Source organism: Ruegeria sp. CDSC025 (assembly GCF_059610805.1).
Map to the genome: position 1 here is coordinate 50,990 of NZ_JBXWOJ010000002.1, position 17,708 is coordinate 68,697.

The window sequence follows — 17,708 nt, forward strand, 5'->3', positions numbered from 1 at the left end:
TTTCCGGCGATTTATTGACTATTTCGCGTCACGCGGCGCGCGCCTCAGAGAGATGCGAAATTCCGTTCGTCCCGGAACCGACTCAGCCGAAATCCAGCCGTCGTGGTCCGAAATGATCTTGCTGACCAGCGCCAGCCCCAGGCCGGTGCCGTTTTCCTTGCCCGACACAAACGGGTCGAATATCTCGCCCCGAATCTTCTCCGGCAGACCGGGGCCGTCATCGGTCACTTCGATTTGCAGTGGCAGAGAATGACCTGACCCGTCGCTGCGCCGCAGGCGGAAAGAATGTTCAAAATACGTCCTTAACCGAATGGTTCCCCCTTTAGGATCAGCGGCTTCCGAGGCATTCTTTAACAAATTCAAGATGACCTGCAGAAACTGATCCGGGTCGCCATAAGCAAGTGGCAACGACGGGTCGTAATCTTCGATGATCGTCATATGGGCACCGAAACCCAACAGGGCCGACCGCCGTGCCCGATCCAGCACGTCATGTATGTTGACCGGTTTGAAATCGGGCTCAGAGAGATTTCCGAATTGTTCAACCTGCTCCAACAGTTTTACGATACGGCGACTCTCTTCGACAATAAGATCTGTTAATTCAAGGTCTTGCTGCGAGATATTCATGCTGAGAAGCTGCGCCGCGCCAGTAATTCCTGCCAGAGGGTTCTTAATTTCATGCGCAAGCATCTCGGCCATGCCTATCGCCGATTGCGCAGCAGATTTCACCGTGTTTCCACGGGTCATACGCCCAGCAAGTTCACGCGGCGTGATGATCATGATCATTGACCCCGGGTGTCCGACAAGCGGTGCGATCTGAAGCGCACATTGCAACGGCGCGCGGTTGCCTGACCCTACATCCACATCGTTCACAAATAGTGGCGTACCTTGCTGACGCGCTCTCAGAAACGCTTCTTCTAATGGAGCGTCCACGGCAATCTGATCCCAGACGGGATGCCCGATCACGGATTTGCGCGAGGCGTTCAGGAACCCTTCACCGGCGGAGTTTATGTCTGCGATCCGGTCACCTGCATCTATGACAAAGGCAGGAACCGGTAGCGAGGTCCAGATGCTGTGATCCGAGGTCATGCCGCCACCTCTGCATCACTGCCAAGTGCAGCACTCAACAGGTGCATCACCTCGTCCGTGTTGCGCGAAGTCAGCACCGCCCGGCGCAACGGGGCCGGTGTTCCAGCCTCATCCATATACCAGCCGAGATGCTTGCGAGCGACGCGTAGGCCCAGATCCAAACCATAAAACCCCAGCATGGCCTGATAATGGGCACGAACCATGTCGATCAGATCACTACCAGCGGGAATGAATGGCGCCTCTGCCCCGTATAGCTCATGTCCCATCTGCGCCAGTAGCCACGGTTTACCCTGCGCCCCACGCCCAACCATGACCCCATCGGCGGCGGACTGATCCAGCGCTATGCGTGCAGCGCCAGAATCAACAATGTCACCATTCGCAATCACCGGAATCGAGACCGCTTCTTTGACCGCCCGGATTGCGCTCCAATCGGCATGCCCTTTGTAGAACTGGCAACGTGTGCGGCCATGGATCGTGACCATTCGTATCCCAGCATCCTGCGCCCGCCTTGCCACATCGGGCGCGTTCAGCAATTTGTCATCCCATCCCAACCGGGTTTTCAGCGTCACGGGCACGTCCACGGCGCTGACAACGGCGTCGATCAATGTCAGCGCGTGGTCAGGTGTCTTCAGTAGGGCCGAGCCCGAATATCCATTTGTCACCTTCTTGGCCGGGCAGCCCATATTGATATCAATCACGCGCGCACCCCGATCAGCGACCTGGCGGGCCGCCTCGGCCATCCAATACGCCTCGCGTCCGGCAAGCTGGACAGCAGTGTTTTCCACATCCGCAGACAGCTCGGCCCGTTCGCGCACACCGGGTTTGGCCTGCACCATTTCCTGGCTGGCCACCATCTCACTGACGACCATCCCGGCCCCAAAGCGCATCACCAGATCGCGAAACGGACGATCAGTGATTCCGGCCATGGGCGCCAGTAGTACGGGCGGGTTCAAATCTTTGTCGGCAAGTCGCAGAGTCAACGTGCTTAATCCTTGAGCAGTTGCAGCTTTGATATCGAATTGAGTGCATATGAACAACAAAACCGCCATGAACAAGCATGCAAAATCATCGTTTGCCTATTTTTTAAGCAGATGAAACCGAGTGATTGCCTCTGCTTTCACCGCACCCTAAACATTGCCCTTAACTCGTCGGAGAGCACGACACATGACGACCGCAGCTATCATTGTCGCCGCAGGACGCGGTCAACGCGCCGGAGGCGGCACGCCAAAACAGTGGCGCCATCTGGCAGGTCGTCGGGTGGCCGACTGGACCATCGACCGATTCCGCGGGCAAGTCGATCACATCGTCCTTGTGCTGTCGAAGGAGGATGCCCCCGCCTGGGAAGAATTTGAAAGCGCCGATCTGATCCTCGCGGAAGGCGAGTCAGACAGAGCAGGATCGGTGCGCAGCGGGTTGTCGGCGTTGAACGGCATGAATGTGACCCGCGTCTTGATCCACGATGTCGCACGTCCTTGTGTCAGCACCGAGATCATTGATGCCGTTCTGGCCGCTCTGGACAATTTCCCCGGTGCCGCACCTGGCCTTGCGGTGACGGACGCCTTGTGGACAGCAAGCGACACTATGGTCACTGGCACGCAGGATCGATCCGGGTTGCATGCAGCGCAAACCCCGCAGGGCTTTCACTATGACGCAATCGTCGCTGCCCACACCGCGCATCCCGGAGGTTCAGCGGATGACGTGGAAGTCGCGCGCGCCGCCGGGCTGGACGTCTGCATCGTGCCGGGCGATACGGACAACCTGAAAATCACCCGACCCGAGGATTTTGCCAGGGCGGAACGCATATTGGGAACGGATATGGATGTAAGGCTGGGGAACGGCTACGACGTGCATCGTTTTGGTGACGGGGATCACGTATTCCTGTGCGGTATCAAAGTTCCGCATAACCGATCGCTTCAGGGGCATTCTGATGCGGATGTCGGTATGCACGCAGTCACCGATGCGATTTACGGAGCATTGGCACAAGGGGATATCGGACAGCACTTTCCGCCCTCAGATCCCCAATGGAAAGGCGCGGCAAGCGAAATTTTCCTGCGCCATGCGGTCGAGTTGGCCGGGCAGATGGGATATCGTATCTCGAATGTCGACTGCACGCTGGTCTGCGAATACCCCAAGGTCGGGCCTCACGCCGCGGCCATGCGGGCAGAGATGGCGAAGATCATGGAATTGCGCCAGGATCAGATTTCGGTCAAGGCCACAACCTCCGAGCGTTTGGGCTTTACCGGGCGTGCTGAAGGAATTGCTTCTATTGCAACAGCTTGTTTGGTGAAATCATGACCGTTGCACAACTGATTGGCACTGTTTGTGGCGTCGGATATCTGCGACCCGCCCCCGGCACCTGGGGGTCTTTGGTAGCCCTGCCCTTGGTATGGGTTCTGCATACTCTGGGCGGCTTCCCCTTACTGGCGGTCGCGACAGTCGCGGTGTTTTTCGGCGGTCTGTGGGCCACGCGGGTGATGACCGCCGGGCAAGAAGACCATGACCCTTCCGAGATTGTGATTGACGAGGTCGCAGGTCAGTTCCTCGCACTTTGGGCGATATCCTATCCCAGTTGGGCGCACGGGATCGACATTACAGCGCTGTGGCCAGGTTGGGTAACTGGGTTTGTACTGTTCCGCCTGTTCGACATCCTGAAACCCGGCCCCGTGGGTTGGGCTGACCGGCGCGGCGATCCCATGGGCGTTATGCTGGACGATGTGATTGCCGGGGTATTCGCGGCCATAGGCATCATGTTGGCCGCCGGGTTCAGCCACGGAGTTCTGGGGTTGTGACCGTTTCCGACCTGCTAGAAAGCGCCAAAGCGAAAGGGGTGATGATCACCACCGCCGAAAGCTGCACTGGCGGGATGGTCGCTGCGGCTCTGACCGACATCCCCGGCAGCTCTGCGGTCGTTGAGCGCGGTTTTGTGACCTACACAAATACTGCCAAACAGCAAATGTTGGGTGTCCGCAAGGAATCATTGGATGCCTATGGCGCGGTTTCTGAACAGGTCGCGCGCGAAATGGCCGAGGGTGCCTTGCGGAATTCACAGGCGCAACTGGCAGTGTCGGTTACCGGCATTGCAGGCCCGGGCGGATCCGAGTTTAAACCCGAAGGCCGGGTATGTTTTGGTGTGGCCGGTGACGGCATACCACCCATGACAGAAACCGTCGAATTCGGCGCATTGGGCCGCGATCGGGTGCGTCGAGCCGCGCGGGATCACGCGCTGGCATTGCTGTCAAAGGCACTTTTCAGCACTGCCCAATAATCGGGCATGTTCGACAATTTGACGCCCAATTAATCAACTCTTCAAAAAAGGCCCCTGAAATAGGCTGCTTTTTTGGGCTCTGCCTCTTTTTTCCCCAGTCGCAATCCGCTTCAAGCCCCGCCACGCATTCTGTAAAGGAGAGTGGCTGATGAATGGAGCCGATACCGCCTGGATCATAGTAGCAACTGCACTGGTCCTGTTCATGACACTTCCGGGCCTGGCCCTCTTCTATGGCGGCCTTGTACGCGCCCGCAACGTGCTGAGCGTGTTCATGCACTGCTTTAGCATCGCCTGCTTGATGAGCATTCTCTGGCTGGTCGCAGGATATTCCATCGCCTTTGGCCCCGGTGAAAGCGGGATTTGGGGCGGGTTGGACAAGGCCTTTCTGAATGGTGTTGATGCCGACAGCCTGGCCGGCACCCTGCCCGAAATTCTGTTCTTTGCCTTCCAGATGACCTTTGCCATTATCACCCCCGCCCTGATCGTCGGTGCTTATGTCGAACGGGTCGGCTTTGGCTTTGTTCTGACCTTCTCTGCCCTGTGGATGCTGCTGTGTTATGCGCCCGTGGTCCATTGGATATGGGGCGGCGGAATGCTGAGCGATGGCGGCATTTTTGGCGAGATTGGTGTGCGAGATTTCGCCGGTGGCATCGTGGTGCATGAAACGGCAGGTCTGGCCGCTTTGATCATTGCCGTTGCACTCGGCCCGCGCCTTCACCGCACAACGCCCCCGCATAATCCAGGCTATGTCATGATCGGCGCTGCGATGCTGTGGGTCGGCTGGTTCGGCTTCAACGGCGGCTCGCAACTGGCTGCAGATGGCGGTGCCGCGATGGCGATGACCGTGACGCATCTTTCGGCGGCCACTGCATCCCTGACCTGGGCCTTGTGGGAGAAAATTCGCTTTGGCAAAGCCTCGATGGTGGGTCTTGTGACCGGAACCATCGCCGGTCTCGCCTCGATTACCCCAGCATCGGGTTTCGTCGGCCCGGTTCAGGCGCTGATCATCGGCGGAGTCGCAGGTATCCTGTGTCAGGAAGCGGTCTATGTAATGCGCAACATTTTGAAAATCGACGACACGCTGGACGTGTTTGCGGTGCATGGCGTTGGCGGCATCTTTGGCACGATCATGATCGCCTTGTTCGGTCTGGGTACCTGGACCGCGCAGCTTGGCGGGTTGGCAATCGTGGGCGTCTTTACCGCTGTGGTGACCTTTGTGCTGATCAAGCTGGTCTCAGCCGTCACGCCGCTGCGTGTGGATGCCGAGACTGAGACCAATGGCCTTGACTTGTCGGTGCATGGCGAACGTGCCTACGACATGTCAAGCTAATCACCAAGCCATTATGAAAGCTTACAGCGGGCCCCATTCGGGCCCGCTTTTCTTTTGCCTGCCCTCTCGACTCTGACGGCAGCAGCAGGCTATCAGCCCCGAAGGTTTTTCAGCTCAGAGGTCCCGCCATGATCCCCAGTTCCTTTCCCGACAGCACCGAAATCGCCCGTCTGACCGCGCGGATGCTACTGGAAATCAAGGCCGTTCACTTCAATTCGCGCGAGCCATTCACATTGGCCAGCGGACTGCCCAGCCCGACCTATATCGACTGCCGAAAGCTGATCTCGTACCCGCGCATCCGGTCTACTCTGATGGATTTCCTGACCGTTACAGTGATGCGGGATGCGGGCTTTGAAGCGTTCGACAATATCGCTGGCGGCGAAACTGCGGGCATTCCCTTTGCCGCGATGGTCGCTGAACGCATGGCCCTGCCGATGACATATGTGCGTAAAAAGCCCAAAGGCTATGGCCGCAACGCCCGGATCGAAGGCGCGATGAACGAGGGCGAGCGTGTGTTGCTGGTTGAGGATCTGACCACCGATGGCGGATCCAAACTGTCCTTCGTTGATGCGATCCGCGAAACCGGCGCGACCTGCGGGCATACGGCGGTGATCTTCTATTATGGCATCTTTCCGGAAACCGAGAAAACTCTGGGCGATCATGGGGTGAAACTGCATTCGCTGTGCACCTGGTGGGATGTTTTGGCCGAGGCCAAAGCACAGAAAGCCTTTGATACGGAAACACTTGACGGTGTCGAAGCCTTCCTGAACGACCCGCGCGGCTGGCAAGAGGCCAATAAACCCTCCTAAACCTGTTGTGGATGGATTGGGGATAAGCGTCAAAGAATCGGCTGAGCATATACGATATCTGGTGACTTTTCCCCGCTTTCCTACATAATAGGCCAAGCACACCATAGCGTCCAAACTGTCTGGAAAGTTATCCCTAGGCCTTACCCCCAGTTAGCCACAGGTATTTCCAGATAGCTTGCAATGGCGTTTCGCGTATAGAACCTCGGGACGGGCAGCGGGGACAAAATGAACGAGATAAGCAGCATCGAGCAGGCAGCGGCACAGATCCAAAACGCCGATACCATGCCGCATTCTATTGAGGCTGAACAACAGCTTCTGGGTGCGATCCTGACCAATAATGATCTGTATGACCGGGTCGCCTCGATCATCGGGGCCGAGCATTTCTATGATCCGGTCCATGCGCGTATTTACGAGGTCGCCGCGACCCGTATCGCCAAGAACGCGCTGGCTTCGCCCGTCACGCTGAAATCTTTCATGGCCGAGGATGAAGGCCTGAAGGAACTGGGCGGTCCGGCATATCTGGTCAAGCTGGCCGGGGCCTCGATCAGTGCCTTTGCGGTGCATGACTATGCCCAGATGATCTATGATCTTGCCATCCGGCGCGAGTTGATCCGGCTTGGCCGCGATATCTCGGACAAGGCGGCGCGGGTCGATGTGGCGAGCGAGCCCAAGGAACAGATTGTTGAGGCTGAACAGCAGTTGTATCAGCTGTCTGAACAAGGCCAGACCGAACAGGGGTTTCAATCCTTCCTCAAGGCGGTCACCGAGGCTGTCAACGTCACCAACGAGGCCTATCAGCGCGGTGGTGGAATGGCCGGGATTTCCACCGGTCTGACCGATTTGGACAAGCAGTTGGGTGGCTTGCACCCGTCCGACCTGATCATTCTGGCCGGGCGTCCGTCGATGGGGAAAACCTCATTGGCGACAAACGTGGCGTTCAACGTGGCCAAAGCGTACAAGCGCGGGCTGAAACCCGACGGCACCGAAGGCGCGATTGACGGCGGCGTTGTCGGGTTCTTCTCATTGGAAATGAGCGCCGAGCAGTTGGCGGGTCGGGTTCTGGCCGAAGCCTCGGAAATCTCGAGCCACAAGATCCGCCAGGGTGACATGACCGAGGGTGAGTTTCGCCGCTTTGTTGATGCAGCCAAGGAGTTGGAAGCCTGCCCGCTGTTCATTGACGACACCCCGGCACTACCGATTTCACAGCTCGCCGCGCGTGCACGGCGGTTGAAGCGGACCCATGGATTGGACCTGCTGGTGATCGACTATCTGCAGCTGTGCCGCGGCATGGCCGAAAACCGCGTCAACGAAATCGCTGAGATTTCGATGGGTATGAAAGCCATTGCCAAGGAACTGAACATCCCGGTCATCGCATTGTCTCAGCTATCCCGGCAGGTTGAAAACCGAGACGACAAGCGCCCTCAACTGTCCGACCTGCGGGAATCAGGCTCGATCGAACAGGATGCCGACGTGGTGATGTTCGTGTTCCGCGAGGAATACTACAAAGAACGGGAAAAGCCCGGCGATCATGAGTTGGAGAAGATGGAAGAGTGGAAGCAGGCCATGGAACGCCTGCACGCCAAGGCCGAAGTTATCGTTGGCAAACAGCGCCACGGCCCCATCGGTACGGTCGAGCTGTCCTTCGAAGCACAGTTCACCCGCTTCGGGAACCTCGTCAAACCCTGGCAGCAGGACGGTCAGATCGAAGGCTACTGACCGTCACCAAAGGTCGGGTCGGTCAAACGCGCTGACACAGCGTGACGGCCCCACTATCGGATCAGCCTGTGAACCAGACAGAGATTGCCCTAGCCATCCGATCGGCTGGCTAAGCGGCATTGGCGGCTGCGCGAATGCCTCAGAAATGGGCAGGAAACCGGTTTTGCCGTAATATGACGGATCTCCGTAGGTTATTGCAAAATCGACGCCTTGGGCCCGCAGTTGGTCCAGACCAAAGGTGATCAGCTTCTGCCCGATCCCACCCTGTTGCCGATCCGTCCGCACGGCCACGGGCGACATCAGAAACACCCGCCGCGGATCCTGATCAAAGGTCAGGCGCGAGAATATGATACATCCCAGAAGATCGCCCCCATCAGTCGCAACACATCCCTGCAGATCCTGATCGGGCTCGGTTTTCAGCAATTCCCTGATCAAAGATTGAATGGCCCGTCCTTCCTCGGCCCCCTCTGAAGCAGAGAACACATCATAAAAGAAATCAGGCAACCTACTGCTCTGGTTTTTGTACCCAAACGAGAGTTCAATCATGTTTTCATCCCAACAGGCCCCCTTGGGTATTAGTGAACGATCACCTTGACCCGATCATGGTTGACCACGATGTGCGCACAATAGTGATTTGGTGCCCTCAGATGATCAATACGCAGATTTACGCTGTTTCAACCCGCTTCCCGGCCTCAAGGTGCCGTTATGCGCAACGTACAGGTCAATTATCGCTGCGACCCCCCTTGACCTGACGCGATCCAATGTCATGAACAGACGCATGAGTACTGCACGCTTAACGATCAATCTTTATACACTGGCCAGCAACTGGCAGGCGCTTGATGCAAAGACGTCCTGTGAAACGGGTGCTGTGGTCAAGGCCGACGCCTATGGCCTGGGCGCTGGTCCTGTCTCTGCCGCACTTGCTGAAGAAGGTGTCAGAAATTTCTTTGTCGCGGCTGCCGAAGAAGGTGCCGCCGTGCGCGAGGCTGTCGGACCCGACGCAACGATAAGTGTTTTTTCCGGGCATATGGAAGGCGACAGCGACCAACTGCTCCAACACAATTTGACGCCATTGCTGAATTCGCCCGAACAGTTCCGCCGCCATCGTCAGGCCTTGCCTGAACACGCCTTTGGAATCCAGTTGGATACCGGCATGAATCGCTTGGGGATTGAGCCTGCGGACTGGGCCGCGTTGCGCACAGAGATCGAGCCGCTTAATCCGTCGCTGGTGATGTCGCATCTCGCCTGTGCGGATGAACCTGACAACCCGATGAATCGCCACCAACTGCGGGTGTTCCACGAATTGACTGATGGAAGTGCGGCCCCCAGATCGCTTGCGGCCACCGGCGGTATCCTTCTGGGCAGCGATTATCACTTCGACCTTTGCCGTCCCGGTATCGGGATGTATGGCGGACAACCCTTTGCCGATGCGAAACCCGTCGTCACCGTCGACCTTCCGGTCATTCAGGTGCGCGAGGTCGAGCCCGGCGAAAGCGTGGGATACGGCAATAGCTGGGTCGCGCGGCGCAAATCCCGTATCGCCACGGTTGCGGCCGGGTATGCAGACGGGCTTCACCGCGCTATCGGAGGCGGCATTGATGCCTTTGTGGCGGACAGGCCCTGCCCTGTCGTTGGCCGGATCTCAATGGATCTGATCACCATCGACGTAACGGATCTGCCCGAGGATCCGGAACGCCTGCGTATTCTCAACGGTCACCAGACAGTAGATGATCTGGCCGAGGCCGCCGGCACCATCGGGTATGAAATTCTGACATCTCTAGGCGCGCGCTACTCTCGGGGCTATATCGAATGAACCCTCTTTCAATGCTGGGCGGGTTGGGACGTACAGCCCTGTCTTTGCTTGCAAATTTCGGCAAGGTCGCTCTGTTCTTTGTAGACGCGATTTCACATATTTTCCGCCCCCCCTATTATCCGCGCGAATTTGCGGTCGCTCTGATGAATATCGGTTGGATGTCCCTGCCGGTGGTTGGCCTGACGGCGATATTTACCGGCGGTGCATTGGCGCTTCAGATCTATGCAGGTGGTGCGCGTTTCAATGCCGAAGCTGTGGTGCCACAAATCGTAGCGATCGGCATGGTGCGCGAGCTTGGGCCTGTTCTGGGTGGTCTGATGATTGCAGCGCGGGTCACATCGTCCATCGCCGCCGAAATCGCGACCATGAAAGTGACCGAGCAGATCGACGCGCTGGTAACTTTGTCCACGCATCCGATGAAGTACCTCACCGCGCCGCGGGTGCTGGCCGCCGTTATTACCGTGCCGATTCTTGTTGCTGTTGGCGATGTGATCGGCATTGCGGGCGGATATATCGTGGCGACCCAAAGCCTGGGCTTCAACGCCGCGGCCTACCTGCAAAACACCATGAATTTCCTCGAATTTCATGACATCGTCTCTTCGCTTACCAAGGGCGCGGCCTTTGGCCTGATCACGGCGACCATGGGCTGTTACTACGGCATGAACTCGGGCCGGGGCGCGCAGGGCGTAGGCGCTGCGACCAAATCTTCGGTCGAGGCTGCCGCAATCATGATTCTGGCTGCAAACTTCGTTCTGACAGGGGTGTTCTTCTCGATATGATCCGGATGGAGAGTGTACATAAAGCCTTTGGGTCTAATCAGGTCCTGAAAGGCGTCAATATCGAGATCCCCAAGGGCACCTCGATGGTCATTATCGGCGGGTCGGGCACCGGCAAATCTGTGGCGCTGAAATGCGTTCTTGGCCTGATCAAACCTGACAGCGGCACGATCTATGTGGACGGCAAAGATGCCACCAAAGGCGACCGCGATGCCTTTTTGGCCCGGTTTGGAATGCTGTTTCAGGGCGGAGCGCTGTTCGACTCGCTGCCCGTCTGGCAAAACGTCGCCTTCCGCCTGCTGCGCGGTTCGCTCAAACGCCCCGTGGACGAGGCGCGCGAGATCGCCATCGAGAAACTGCGCCGCGTGGGTCTGAAGGCGGATGTGGCCGATCGTTTCCCGGCCGAACTGTCGGGCGGTATGCAAAAACGCGTGGGCCTGGCCCGCGCCATCGCCGCCGAGCCCGAGATCATTTTCTTCGATGAGCCCACCACCGGCCTTGATCCCATCATGTCCGGTGTCATCAACGACCTGATCCGCGAGATCGTGACCGAAATGGGCGCCACCGCGATGACCATCACCCACGACATGAGCTCGGTCCGCGCGATTGCCGATAACGTCGCCATGCTGCACGGAGGTGTGATCCAATGGACCGGCCCCGTCGGGCAGATGGACGCCTCAGGTGATCCCTATGTGGAACAGTTCATCAGCGGGAGCGCAGAGGGGCCGATTGAGGCGGTGCGGTGATCGCGCAAGGGACGCATCAAGGAATGTAATCAGTTTCCACGGAAACTTGCTTTATCGATTTAGTTTCTCATGCTTCATTCTTTGGAGAACCTCTCGCAATACAAAAACTGAACAACCAGAATATTCGGAGGAACAAGAACTTGAAAACGTTTCTATTACTGGCAAAAGAGTTTGTGACCTACTATTCGGTTCCACTTCGTTTGATCGCCAGTATCTCGCCGGTTATAGTTTGGAAGTTTCTTTATCCCGACTGGTACTATGATTCTGCTTATTCTAGGCAAGCCGATTTTGCCCTAATAGTCGTCCTTCCACTTACTGTTTTTTATGTGTTTTGGGAGTTTTTTCAGCTAAAACGAGGGAATTCGAAGAAGAAAGCTCAACCAAAAAACACTTAAGCCCTAAAATTATGTTCCCGCTTGAACTTCGATGGAGCAAATGACCCTCCGCCTCGTCACCCTCTCCCTGCTGATCCTCTACCCCATCGCGTGGTTCGCCCCGCTGATGCGTGCGGGGTTCCTGCCCATCTTTGGCCTTTCTGAAATCAGCGTCATCACCGGGCTCCAGTCCCTTTGGAAGTCCGACATCTTCCTTGCGCTGATCGTCACCGTCTTCGCCCTTTTTGCCCCCTATCTGAAAACCATCGGAACCGCCCTGATCCAATGGGACCTGCTGGATGCGCGCGTTCAACCTGCGCTGAATATTCTCGGTAAGCTGGCAATGGCAGACATCTTCCTGATCGCGCTCTATATCACGCTGGCCAAAGGCATCTCTTACGCGACCATCGAAACCGCATGGGGGCTTTACCTGTTTACGGCCTGTATTCTGGCCTCAATCGGCTTGGGTATTATTACCGAGATGACATCCAGATCACGAAATCATCAGACCTAATTGATTGAAAACGCTTATCTGAGTATCATCTTAATATTTCGAGCAGCCAGTTTCTTGTAGTAATCGGTCCGTAGCGGATCAAAAATTGTGTTCAACCTTTGTCCGCTTCGGACCGATATGTATCGGTTTGAGAAGGAGATCGTCGAACATGACCGCACTCCACACGTTAACATTACAGTTTCAAAACGCATTTTTACGACTGACATTTTTTCTGATTTGTTCGGCGGCTTTTCTGGCCGTCGCAACCACTATGCTATCCGCCCTGGGCGTGCTGCCATGGCTTTCCATGCAAGCCGGACTGGCAGGCGGTACCATCATCGACGCCGGGATCTATGTTCAGATTGGCCTGACCGCTCTGATCCTGATGCTGGCCTTCTACCTTCCTGCGAATGCCCGGATGATGGCGCTGGAAAACGCGCACCGTAAATTTGCGCTGAACATGCACGACATCGCCCATGCCTATCAGCTGGCCCATGCGCAGGACCGCAGCGGGGCATTTATCCTGTCGTCCGAATTTGATGCGGTCAAAGAGCGGATGGCCTTCCTGCGCCAACATCCCAACCTGCAATCGCTCGAACCTGAGATTCTGGAGTTGGCCGCGCAAATGAGCCAGATAAGCCAAGAACTGGCCGAAACTTACGGGGATACCCGCATCGCCCGTGCCCGCACATTCCTGCAGCAACGCCAGGAAGAGATCGAACTGTTTCAGCAACGGCTGGAAGAGGCGCAAACCATTCAGCACGAGCTGCGCCAGTGGACCCATGATGTTGAAATCGAGGAATCCATCGCTCGTTCTCAGCTAACCCGCCTGCGCGACGAACTTTTCGAACTGTTGCCGGAACTGTCAGCGCAACTGCAGCAGCCCAAGGACGGTGCATCGAAGCCGTCGAGCGTCATAGCTATGTCGCCACCTCGCGCCGCCGAATAGGCGCGACAGCGCCCGCCATGGACGATGGCCCAAACGGGCCTGAGGATATGGCGCGCTACCGGTGGAGATGAAGGCCCACGAGGGCTTGAAGAACCGCCATTCCTCGGGCACCAAGGGCGCCATGGCAAAGACAACTTTTTCATGCTCGGCCTGCGGTGCCACTCATTCACGGTGGTCCGGGCGCTGTGACGGTTGCGGTGAATGGAATTCCATCACGCAAGACGTACCCCTTTCGGCTGGCCCAGCCAAAAAATCCCTCGGTGGTAAGCGCGGCCAGTCTATCACACTCACGGACCTGTCGACCGAGGAAACGCCCCCTCCCCGCACGCTCTGCGGGGTCGAGGAGTTGGATCGCGTGTTGGGAGGCGGACTCGTCCCCGCCTCGGCCTTGCTGGTAGGTGGGGATCCGGGCATCGGCAAATCCACCCTTTTGCTGCAGGCCGCGGCCCGGTTCTCGCGTGCAGGTGTGAAAACCATTTACGTCTCGGGCGAGGAAGCCAGCGCGCAGGTTAGGATGCGCGCGCGCCGGTTAGGGCTTGAAGATGCGCCCGTGCAACTGGCCGCCGAAACCAACCTGCGTAACATCCTCACCACGCTGGAAGCCGAGAAACCCGGTCTCGCAATCATCGACTCAATTCAAACCATGTGGGCCGACAACGTCGACAGCGCACCGGGTTCAGTGTCACAAGTCCGCGCCGCAGCACATGAATTGACCACGTTTGCGAAACGACACGGAGTTTCAATCATCATGGTTGGCCATGTCACCAAAGATGGTCAGATCGCTGGCCCCCGCGTGGTTGAACACATGGTTGATACCGTTCTTTATTTCGAAGGCGAACGCGGGCATCAGTTCCGCATTCTGCGCGCGGTCAAGAACCGGTTTGGTCCAGCCGATGAGATTGGAGTGTTCGAGATGACAGGCAAGGGTCTGGCACAAGTCACAAACCCGTCGGCCCTGTTTCTATCTGAACGCGGCAAGCCCAGCCCCGGATCGGCCGTATTTGCTGGTATCGAAGGGACACGGCCGGTTCTGGTCGAGCTTCAGGCGCTGGTTGCCCCATCCCCCCACTCTCAGCCTCGCCGAACCGTCGTCGGCTGGGACAGCGGACGGCTGGCAATGATCCTTGCCGTGCTCGAAGCCCGTTGTGGCATCCCCTTTGCCGGGCTTGATGTCTATCTCAACGTCGCAGGCGGGCTTAAAATCACCGAGCCAGCCGCGGACCTTGCCGTTGCTGCCGCGCTACTCAGCGCGCGCGAGGACACAGCCCTGCCAACGGACACCGTCGTTTTCGGAGAAATCTCGTTGTCCGGGGCACTTAGACCAGCCCCTCAGACAGAAAACAGGTTGAAAGAAGCCCAAAAACTTGGTTTCACATCCGCCATAGCTCCGGCAGGCGGGAAAACCGGTACTGTGGCAGGTCTGACACTCACCCGGCCCTCTGATTTGGTAGGGTTTGTTGGCGAAACCTTCGGAGCAGGTTAAGGTAACGCCTTGAGGGGCAGAAAAAATTACGGGCGAGGGCCATGGAAGGTTTTACAATAATTGACGGGGTAGTTGCCCTGATCATCGTTATATCGGGTCTGCTGGCCTATTCCCGTGGCCTGTTGCGGGAAATTCTCGCGATCGCGGGATGGGTTGCGGCGGCAGTTTTGGCATTCATTTTCGCACCACAGGCCGTTCCACTGGTCAAAGAAATCCCCGTTGTCGGAGATTTCCTGCGCGACAGTTGTGAATTGTCGGTAATCACCGGGTTCGCTGGCGTGTTTGCCATTGCCCTGATCGTGGTTAGTATATTTACCCCACTGTTCTCATCTCTTGTGCAACGGTCTGCACTGGGCGGCTTGGATCAGGCACTTGGGTTTTTCTTTGGAATCGCGCGCGGCATCCTTTTGGTGGCGATTGCCTTCTTCGTCTATGACACAGTCATGACGGGCCAATCCTACACAATCGTCGACGAAAGCCGGTCAGCCAAAGTGTTCGAACAATTCAGCGACAAAATCGAAGAGCAAAACCCCGAAGCCGCGCTGGGGTGGGTAACATCCCAATATGAAGAACTGGTAGCCAGCTGTGGTGAAAGCGCCGATCCATCCGACGCACCTGCCGCCCCTGAAACACCTGCAGCGGAATAAAGCAAAAGCCCGGTCAAAGCCGGGCTTTTTCAATTCGACTTAGACAAACCCTTCTCCGGCGCAAACGGTGCATCTGATGTTTTTCAGCCCAAAGCACCCCTCGCAACGGGACATGACGGGCTTGCCAAAAATGTCCCGACTTTTGATCACTTCACCTGCGCCTCCGCAAATCTGACAGGGTGCGCGCCCCATTCCACGGCATCGGTGGCACCGGCGTTTTACCGGTTCTTGCTTTTTCTGACCTTGATTGTTTTGCCACATGTCTGAAATCCGCTTGGCTTGAAGAAACTATTGTTTCGGATTGTTTCCTCTATGACAGCACAAGCTGCGAAACCTGTCACCTTTTGTTCGGCCATTGTGGCAAATTCCACCTGCGTCAAATCGCAAATGTGATCCTTTGATGACACAGCCACCGTAAGGCTTTATGTGAAGTCCGAACTGACATGGAATCGGAGCTGCCGATCTTGCTGTATCTGTTTTCTTTCGCGCCTGCCGCTTACGACCAGGGCGCGTCTGCATCCCAAGATCTATGGGAAGTATCAGGCAAAGACACCGCCATGCTGATGTTCCGAACACCGCCACAACTTAAATCGTCATAGTAATTTGGAGCCCGTACATGTGTGGGATTTTGGGGATCGCAAGCAGAACACATGATGTGTTTGCGGAAATCTATGACGGGCTTCTGATGCTACAGCACCGGGGTCAGGATGCATCGGGTATCGTCACGTATACCGGAGAGTTCTTCCGCGAAAAGAAGGCCAACGGGCTGGTCAAGGACGTGTTTAACGCTCAGGACGCCGATACCCTGCTTGGAAAGGTCGGCATTGGCCATGTGCGCTATCCGACTGCCGGGTCGCTCAGCGCGGCCGAGGCGCAGCCGTTCTTCGTGAATGCCCCGTATGGCATCTACCTGGTTCATAACGGCAATATCACCAACACTGCCGCACAGCGTGAGAAGGTCACCGGAAAATACAGCCGCCACCTGCGCACAACGTCAGATTCGGAAATTCTGCTGAACGTTCTGGCGGACAAGGTTGCTGACGCAATCAAGGTCAATGGCAACGCCGAGCCCATTCGGAATATCTTTGCCGGTGTGAAGATGACGATGGAACGGGTACAGGGCGCCTATTCGGTAATCTGCCTGATTGCAGGTGTCGGAATGCTGGCCTTCCGCGACCCGCACGGAATTCGCCCGCTCTCGGTGGCCATCCGCGAAACCGAAAGCGGTGGCGACGACTTTGCGTTTGCCTCGGAAGATGTGGCCTTTGGCATCAACGGCTTCAACAAGATGCGCGACCTGCGCCCTGGCGAAGCGATTCTGATCGACCTGGACGGCAACATGCACGAATTCCAGGCGGTCGAAGGCAAGCTGACACCCTGTATCTTTGAATATGTCTATCTGGCGCGTCCGGATTCTCTGTTGGACGGCGTCTCTGTCTATAAAACGCAGATGCGTATGGGGCAGACGCTGGCCAAACAGATCCAGGAATCAGGGCTTGAGATTGATCGGATCATCCCGGTCCCAGACAGCGCCCGCCCGGTCGCGCTTGAGGCGGCCAAGATCACCGGCATTCCCTATCGCGAAGGTCTGGTAAAGAACCGCTATGTCGGACGAACGTTCATCATGCCCGGTCAGGCCGAACGTCAGAAATCCGTGCGCCGCAAACTGAATGCGGTTCCGCTGGAGTTTGACGGCCACAATGTTCTGTTGATCGATGATTCCATCGTCCGCGGGAACACGATCAAGAAGATTGTGCAAATGTGCCGCGAGGCTGGAGCCAAGAAGGTCTACATTGCCAGCGCCTCACCGCCGGTGAAATACCCCAATGTCTATGGCATCGACATGCCCACCAAACATGAGCTGATTGCCCATGGCAAAGAGGTCGAGGAAATCCGGCAAGAGCTCGGTGCAGACGCCCTGATCTATCAGCATCTGGACGATCTGATCTGGGCCGCCAAGGAAGGAAATCCAGAAATCGAAGCGTTCGACTGTTCGTGTTTTGACGGAAAATACATCACCGGAAGCGTCAGCAAAGACTATCTGGATACGCTCGAAAGCAGCTCACGCGTTAGTAAGAAACGTGAAGACATGCAGGTGCCCGGCGGATCCTGGAATGCGGCGAAGCTGGCTTCGGGATAAGTTTCCGGCGAATCGGTAGCTCTCTGCCCGGTCCAAGCCGGGCGGTTTCCGACCTGCATCGGTGTAAATTCGCTTAGTTTC

General features: G+C 56.9%; 17 protein-coding genes. 14 read left to right on the top strand and 3 right to left on the bottom strand.

Going from position 1 to position 17,708, the window contains the following annotated elements:
• Positions 1-18 precede the first annotated feature (18 nt).
• Together AC2FH8_RS03375 and dusB are read right to left on the bottom strand one after the other, a co-directional pair.
• Entirely contained in the window at positions 19-1,086 is a 1,068-nt protein-coding gene (locus AC2FH8_RS03375; protein ID WP_496675865.1) for a two-component system sensor histidine kinase NtrB, read from the bottom strand.
• Entirely contained in the window at positions 1,083-2,066 is a 984-nt protein-coding gene (gene dusB / locus AC2FH8_RS03380; RefSeq protein WP_425596233.1) for a tRNA dihydrouridine synthase DusB, read from the bottom strand. The genes AC2FH8_RS03375 and dusB overlap by 4 nt, the downstream gene beginning before the upstream one ends.
• Before the next feature lie 184 nt (positions 2,067-2,250).
• On the opposite strand from dusB, the gene AC2FH8_RS03385 reads away from it, so the two are divergent.
• The 6 genes from AC2FH8_RS03385 (at position 2,251) to AC2FH8_RS03410 (ending at position 8,206) form a co-directional block, all read left to right on the top strand.
• Positions 2,251-3,381 carry a bifunctional 2-C-methyl-D-erythritol 4-phosphate cytidylyltransferase/2-C-methyl-D-erythritol 2,4-cyclodiphosphate synthase gene (locus AC2FH8_RS03385; RefSeq protein ID WP_281994541.1) on the top strand — a complete coding sequence of 377 codons (1,131 nt, stop codon included), beginning with the start codon at positions 2,251-2,253 and terminating at the stop codon, positions 3,379-3,381.
• A complete protein-coding gene (locus tag AC2FH8_RS03390; protein ID WP_142633508.1) occupies positions 3,378-3,875 on the top strand; it encodes a phosphatidylglycerophosphatase A family protein in 498 nt (165 codons plus the stop codon). Before AC2FH8_RS03385 ends, AC2FH8_RS03390 begins: the two co-directional genes overlap by 4 nt.
• A complete protein-coding gene (locus tag AC2FH8_RS03395) occupies positions 3,872-4,351 on the top strand; it encodes a CinA family protein (RefSeq protein ID WP_496688274.1) in 480 nt (159 codons plus the stop codon). Before AC2FH8_RS03390 ends, AC2FH8_RS03395 begins: the two co-directional genes overlap by 4 nt.
• Before the next feature lie 148 nt (positions 4,352-4,499).
• On the top strand, positions 4,500-5,681 hold the full coding sequence (locus tag AC2FH8_RS03400) for an ammonium transporter (RefSeq protein WP_282027374.1): 1,182 nt from the start codon (positions 4,500-4,502) through the stop codon (positions 5,679-5,681).
• Positions 5,682-5,809: 128 nt separating this feature from the next.
• Positions 5,810-6,490, top strand: coding sequence for an orotate phosphoribosyltransferase (locus AC2FH8_RS03405; protein WP_142633501.1), 681 nt, complete (start codon positions 5,810-5,812; stop codon positions 6,488-6,490).
• 225 nt (positions 6,491-6,715) lie between these two features.
• Positions 6,716-8,206: a replicative DNA helicase gene (locus AC2FH8_RS03410; protein WP_142633499.1), complete on the top strand. Its 1,491-nt coding sequence runs from the start codon at positions 6,716-6,718 to the stop codon at positions 8,204-8,206.
• A 3-nt stretch (positions 8,207-8,209) separates the two neighbouring features.
• On the opposite strand, the gene AC2FH8_RS03415 is transcribed toward AC2FH8_RS03410, so the two are convergent.
• The gene (locus AC2FH8_RS03415; protein WP_496688277.1) at positions 8,210-8,752 is read right to left on the bottom strand and encodes a GNAT family N-acetyltransferase; all 543 of its coding nucleotides are present in this window, start codon (positions 8,750-8,752) and stop codon (positions 8,210-8,212) included.
• A 232-nt stretch (positions 8,753-8,984) separates the two neighbouring features.
• Here AC2FH8_RS03415 and alr point away from each other — a divergent pair, with 232 nt between their 5' ends.
• From alr to purF, 8 genes are all read left to right on the top strand, one after another.
• A complete protein-coding gene (gene alr, locus AC2FH8_RS03420) occupies positions 8,985-10,019 on the top strand; it encodes an alanine racemase (RefSeq protein WP_282027372.1) in 1,035 nt (344 codons plus the stop codon).
• Entirely contained in the window at positions 10,016-10,798 is a 783-nt protein-coding gene (locus AC2FH8_RS03425; protein WP_142633494.1) for an MlaE family ABC transporter permease, read from the top strand. Before alr ends, AC2FH8_RS03425 begins: the two co-directional genes overlap by 4 nt.
• Positions 10,795-11,541: an ABC transporter ATP-binding protein gene (locus AC2FH8_RS03430; RefSeq protein WP_142633492.1), complete on the top strand. Its 747-nt coding sequence runs from the start codon at positions 10,795-10,797 to the stop codon at positions 11,539-11,541. The genes AC2FH8_RS03425 and AC2FH8_RS03430 overlap by 4 nt, the downstream gene beginning before the upstream one ends.
• Positions 11,542-11,976: 435 nt before the next feature.
• Entirely contained in the window at positions 11,977-12,429 is a 453-nt protein-coding gene (locus AC2FH8_RS03435; protein ID WP_142633488.1) for a paraquat-inducible protein A, read from the top strand.
• A 148-nt stretch (positions 12,430-12,577) separates the two neighbouring features.
• On the top strand, positions 12,578-13,357 hold the full coding sequence (locus AC2FH8_RS03440) for a DNA repair protein (protein WP_142633486.1): 780 nt from the start codon (positions 12,578-12,580) through the stop codon (positions 13,355-13,357).
• Positions 13,358-13,478: 121 nt separating this feature from the next.
• Positions 13,479-14,840, top strand: coding sequence for a DNA repair protein RadA (gene radA, locus AC2FH8_RS03445; RefSeq protein ID WP_142633484.1), 1,362 nt, complete (start codon positions 13,479-13,481; stop codon positions 14,838-14,840).
• A 41-nt stretch (positions 14,841-14,881) separates the two neighbouring features.
• Positions 14,882-15,487, top strand: a complete 606-nt coding sequence (locus AC2FH8_RS03450; RefSeq protein ID WP_496688281.1) for a CvpA family protein — start codon at positions 14,882-14,884, stop codon at positions 15,485-15,487.
• A 616-nt stretch (positions 15,488-16,103) separates the two neighbouring features.
• On the top strand, positions 16,104-17,627 hold the full coding sequence (purF, locus tag AC2FH8_RS03455) for an amidophosphoribosyltransferase (protein WP_281994533.1): 1,524 nt from the start codon (positions 16,104-16,106) through the stop codon (positions 17,625-17,627).
• The last annotated feature ends 81 nt before the right edge of the window (positions 17,628-17,708 follow it).